3 protein-coding genes are annotated in these 5,667 nt (G+C 31.1%); 1 reads left to right on the top strand and 2 read right to left on the bottom strand.

Going from position 1 to position 5,667, the window contains the following annotated elements; genetic code table 11:
- A partial coding sequence (locus tag HHU12_RS32990) for a leucine-rich repeat protein (RefSeq protein ID WP_169660988.1) occupies window positions 1-3,776 on the bottom strand: 3,776 nt, incomplete at its 3' end.
- A gap of 258 nt (window positions 3,777-4,034) precedes the next feature.
- Between HHU12_RS32990 and HHU12_RS32985 the strand changes: the two genes are divergently transcribed.
- Window positions 4,035-4,349 carry a hypothetical protein gene (locus tag HHU12_RS32985; protein ID WP_169660987.1) on the top strand — a complete coding sequence of 105 codons (315 nt, stop codon included), beginning with the start codon at window positions 4,035-4,037 and terminating at the stop codon, window positions 4,347-4,349.
- Between the two features lie 192 nt (window positions 4,350-4,541).
- Here the strand turns inward: HHU12_RS32985 and HHU12_RS32980 are convergent, their stop codons facing one another.
- Complete coding sequence (locus HHU12_RS32980) at window positions 4,542-5,051, bottom strand: DUF6933 domain-containing protein (protein ID WP_169660986.1); 510 nt, start codon at window positions 5,049-5,051, stop codon at window positions 4,542-4,544.
- Window positions 5,052-5,667 lie beyond the last annotated feature (616 nt).

Genomic DNA, 5,667 nt, shown 5'->3' with positions numbered 1-5,667 from the left:
GCATTCGTATGCAAACCTGCATTTGATTCATAAGTAATTGAATATTCTATTGGTGAATACTTTGAATATAATGTAACATCTCCTGTACTTCCACTTGCAATTGACTCTACACCATTTGTTAGATAAACGTCAGAATACCAACCATCAAAGTTATATCCTGTTTTCTCTCCATCTACTAGTATTATTTCTGAAGACTCCACTGTAAATGAAGATGGATTAGAATGATTTCCTCCATCCGCTTCATATGTAATTGAATAATTCACAGGTCTGTATTTCGCAAACAATGTTACGTTTCCAGTGCTACCTGTTGTTATAGATGTCACTTCAGTTGTAAACTCTGAATCTGAGTACCAACCTTCGAAGGTATAACCTAACTTAGTCGCTTCACTTAAAGTGATTTCTGATGACTCGATTGTATAACTTTCTAGATTTGAATGTTCACCCCCATCTGTATTATAGGTAATCGTATAACTTTCTGGCGTAAACTTAGCATATAATGTAACATCTCCTGTACTTCCTGAAGTTATTGATGCTACTTTATTTGTAAACTCTGAGTCTGAGTACCAACCTTCAAAAGTATAACCTAATTTCGTCGCTGAGGTAAGTGTAATTTCTGATGATTCTATTGTATAAGATTCTTCATTAGCATGCGTACCAGCATTTGATTCATAAGTAATTGAATATTCAATTGGTGAATACTTTGCATATAATGTAACATCTCCTATACTTCCACTTGCTATAGATTCTACTTTATTTGTAAACTCTGGCTCTGAATACCAACCTTCAAAAGAATAACCCAATTTTGTGGCTGATGTAAATGTAATTTCTGACGATTCGATTGTATAAGATTCTTCATTAGTATGCGTACCAGCATTTGATTCATAAGTAATTGAATATTCAATTGGTGAATACTTTGCATATAATGTAACATCCCCTGTACTTCCACTTGCTAAAGATTCTACTTTATTTGTAAACTCTGGCTCTGAATACCAACCTTCGAAAGAATAACCCAATTTTGTGGCTGAAGTAAATGTAATTTCTGACGATTCTATCGTATAAGACTCTTCATTAGCATGCGTACCAGCATTAGATTCGTAAGTAATTGAATATTCAATTGTTAATAGATTATCAAATATATGATCAATATCCTCTTCCACAAGAAGTGAAACAGGTGCATAATAATATCCATCAGGAAGTCCAGATACCTCAGGAGTTATTGTTATGTTTTTTCCCTTTTCTACAAAGAATGAAACAGAACGCATATCTTCAAATAATTTTTCATCATCTCCAGAAATAATAATATCTCCAGTTTCAGTTTGAAAACGTGTACTTACGATAACATTGTTATTTGCTACAATATTAATACTGTAACTTACATCTAAATTTGTAACAGTTGAACTATTTGGATACTTATTATTTTCACCATCCACCCATCCATCGAATTCTACACCGCTGATAACTTGAGCTGTTGGTAATATAAAGGATGATAACGAATTATTATTAAATGAATTACGTCCTAATAACTGAAGTGATAATAAATCAGATAAATCTAGACCACTTATATAATTACTTTCAAAAGCTCCATCACCAATTGAGATAAGAGAGGATAAATTTGAGAAATTCACACTATTTAACTCATTTTTATAAAAAGCATAAAAACCTATAGTGGTAAGAGAAGGTAAATTCGAGAAATCTACACTACTCAAACGATTAGAAGAAAAAGCTTCAGGTCCTATAACCGTAAGAGAGGATAAATTTGAGAAATCTACACTACTCAAACGATTAGAAGAAAAAGCATTCTTACCGATTGAAATCAGTGAGGATAAATTTGAGAAATCTACACTACTTAAATTATTTTCTCGAAAAGCTTCAGGGCCTATTGAAGTTACTGTTATTCCATCAATGGAATTCGGTATTACAATATTAGTATATCCCCCTAAGTAACCCTTTATCATACCATCTTCAAAAATTACATCTGCTGATGTTATTTCATAAGGTTCGTTATTTATATAATAATATAATTGTCTCAAATCTGTTACTTCTTCTCCAGAACTACTACCTGTACTCCATCTTCCATCAAAAATTGGAATAGGTAATTTGAAGGATGACAAAGAATTAAGATAAAAAGCTTCTTTATCTATTGATATAAGAGAGGATAAATCCGAAAAATCTACACTACTTAAATTATTTTCTCGAAAAGCTCCTCTACCTATTGAAGTAAGAGAGGATAAATTCGAGAAATCTACATTACTTAAATTATTTTTATTAAAAGCTAAATCACTTATAGATGTAAGTGAAGATAAATTCGAGAAATCTACACTACTTAGATTATTTTCTCGAAAAGCTTCTCTACCTATTGAAGTGAGAAAGGGTGAATTCGATAGATCTAAACTACTTAAATGATTTTGATAAAAAGCATAATCACCTATAGATGTAAGTGAAGATAAGTTCGAGAAATCTACACTACTTAAATTATTTTCTCGAAAAGCGTTTTCTCCTATTGAGGTCACTGTTATTCCATCAATAGAATTAGGTATTACAATATTAGTATATACTCCTAAATAATCCTTTATCTTTCCACCTTCAAAAATTATATCTTCTGATGTTATCTCATAGGGTTCATCGTTTATAAAATAATAAGCTATTCGTCTGTCTGATACTACTCCTCCTGATACACCTTTATTCCATGCTCCATCACCGTCTGGATTTGGTAATAAAAAGTATCTTAAATAATTATAATAAAAAGCAAACTTACCTATTACAATAAGTGAGGTTAGCTCTTCTAAATTTAAACTCTCTATTTCATTATCTTGAAAAGCTTGTGCTCCTATTGATCTTAGAGAAATATTTTTCGACAAGTCTAAAGTACTTAATTTATTATCTCGAAAAGCGTTTTCTCCTATTGAAGTAAGTGAGGTTAAATTTGATAAATCCACACTACCTAATTTATTACCTCGAAAAGCTCCTGATCCTATAGAGGTAACTGTTATTCCATTAATAGAACTAGGTATTACAATATTAGTGTACCCTCCCAAATAGTCCTTTATCTCACCACTTACAAAAACTACGTCTGCTGATGTTAACTCATAGGGTTCACTGTTCATGTAATAATATGTATAATTAAGGTGTGTTACTTCCTTTCCAGAATAGTCTATGTTCCATTTCCCATTAAAATTTGGTGTAGGTAAAGTGTAGGATAACAAAGAATTAGCAGCAAAAGCATTTCCACCAATTGATGTAAGTGAAGATAAATCCGCTATATCTACACTACTTAAATTATTACCATAAAAAGCTTCTTTACCTATTGAAGTAAGAGAGGTCAGATTCGATAAATTTATACTACTTAAATTATTATTTTGAAAAGCTCTTTCTCCTATCGAAGAAAGAGAAGTTAAATCCGAGAAATCTACACTACTCAATTTATTATATAGAAAAGCTTGATTCCCTATTGAAGTAAGAGAGGTCAGATTCGATAAATTTACACTACTTAAATTATTATATAGAAAAGCGTTTTCTCCTATTGAAGAAAGAGAAGTTAAATCCGAGAAATCTACACTACTTAAATTGCTGAGATAAAAAGCTAAATCACCAATTGATGTAACCTCAATACCATCAATGTATTTAGGTATGATGATATTGGAATATCCACCATAGTAATCTTTGATTTCTCCATCTTCAAATAGGACATCCTCCTTTGTGAGGATATGTGGGACTTGAGCAACAGTTTTAGTGAAGCTTAAAACACTCAGTAAAAGAGTGAAAATTAATTTATTCATAAATAGTTTAGCTTTGTTTATAAGTACAATAGTTTTTATTTTTGCAATGCAATGATAATGTATTTTGTTATAATTATAATAACAATAAGTAGTTTTTTTTAGAAAAAAATATTTCGATACGACTAACAATCTTTCAATTAAAGAAATTACCAACGTTAATTAGAGTTTTAACCTACTGGTCTTATTTTCAATTTCCTATCTGTAACATATCCCAAAACGAAAGCCGGATATCGTGACCGTCAACCCATGGTGAAAGATATGCACCGCCTTCATCAAGAAGGAAAGCTAACGGCCTATCAAGAAAAGCATTGGTTTGGTGAACGTCCTGCAGAGGAACTCTATGATTTAGAAAATGACCCCCACCAACTGTACAACCTGGCTACTATAAATGACTTTAATGATATTCTTCTCAAACACAGAACTCTACTCAATTCATGGATCAAAAAATCAGAGGATAGGGGTGAACTACCTGAGGATACTATCCAACTAAAAGCCACTTTTGAGCTTTGGAAAGATAGAGCTGTATTTAAAAATGCGGACATGAATCCTGAATATGGTCAGTTTTTGGAGTAATGGGTGAGTTGACAAAATTCTTTTTTAAAAGGAAAAATACCTACCCCTTACAAGTACTTTTTGCTTGTAGGGATAGGTATTTTTTTGTGATAAGGTGAAAGCTTATTCAAGAGGGTAGGTGTAAGTAACGTCTTATGCCTTGATGCTTTTTTACGAACCTTTTTACTGCTTTAACATCGGTGGGGGTGTTAATTATTCAATAGAAGATAATAGTTTCTCCATTTCTTTAACTGGATATCTATATTCTTTCTTTTTGTCAACACCAGGATAAGTATAGAGTATACCATTCATCAATTTGAGTAATTCATTCCGAGAACTTTCTCGTTCAAAATACATTGGAAAATAATAAATTATTTCATTCATAACTCCCAACACTCTTCTAGAGTTCGTTTTACATATCTGTAAACTAGGAGAACTTGAAAGATATGCATCTACAGATGAAGGGTCAAAATCCGCATTCATAAGATCTTCTCTTAGTTGATTGATAAATATAAACTGCAGATTTTTAATCGTTTTTATTGTCGAATCTTCTATAAAAGTCATGTATAATGTCTCAGAATGAACAAATAGAAGCCCTTTTTTTCTTCCAATCGTTAAGAGATTTACATACCAGTTGTTTGCTCCAACTTCTGCTTTCTCTTTCTCTGTATTATAATGCTTTTTTGTCTTTTCAATGACTTTTTGTGTACAACTGAATATCATTTTTGAAGTAATTTTCTGTGTTAATAGCTGTTTTACATATGGCATGTTATATCATTTCAACTTATTTATACTATTTATTAAACTTGTCATTTTATCAATACCATCAAAAGTATTAGGTAAATTTTCTGTTCCTGTTATAATATTAGAGAAAATCATACTTTCAAACTGTTTCAATGCGTCTTTATCCTCTTTTCTTATAGATGTAACAAACTCATTATAATCTTGTATAAAACCACACAAAGATTTCCTTAATTTTATTTGTAAACATTCTACTTTCAATGATTTTAGATTATGCAACTGAATTCTATAATAATACAATAAAAGAAAAGTAAGCGTTACACATGGAATTGTGAAACTTAAAATATATTCTATTTTAAAAATTTCTATTTTTGAAAAAATTGCGAAACCCAATAGTATTAATATTTGCAGGCCAAATGGAAATAAAGGAGCCCATCTCCATTTATCATGTATTCCCTGAACTTTTTCAACTTCTATAGTTTTATCAGTTTCTAACTGATCATAAGCGGCACTTAATTTAACAAAATGTAACTACTCAGCAATAGGAATTTTCAACGAAGCAAGCGTTATAAAAGCCTCAAGTATACTCTCTCCTTTC

The sequence above is a fragment of the Flammeovirga aprica JL-4 genome, from assembly GCF_012844305.1.
GTDB classification, from domain to species: domain Bacteria; phylum Bacteroidota; class Bacteroidia; order Cytophagales; family Flammeovirgaceae; genus Flammeovirga; species Flammeovirga aprica.
This window is presented reverse-complemented; position numbering and strand designations above follow the sequence as displayed.

Excerpts from the sequence above, each read along its gene's own strand:
- HHU12_RS32985 (WP_169660987.1), top strand. The coding sequence starts at position 4,035 with ATGCACCGCCTTCATCAAGAAGGAAAGCTAACGGCCTATCAAGAAAAG.
- HHU12_RS32980 (WP_169660986.1), bottom strand. The coding sequence starts at position 5,051 with ATGATATTCAGTTGTACACAAAAAGTCATTGAAAAGACAAAAAAGCAT.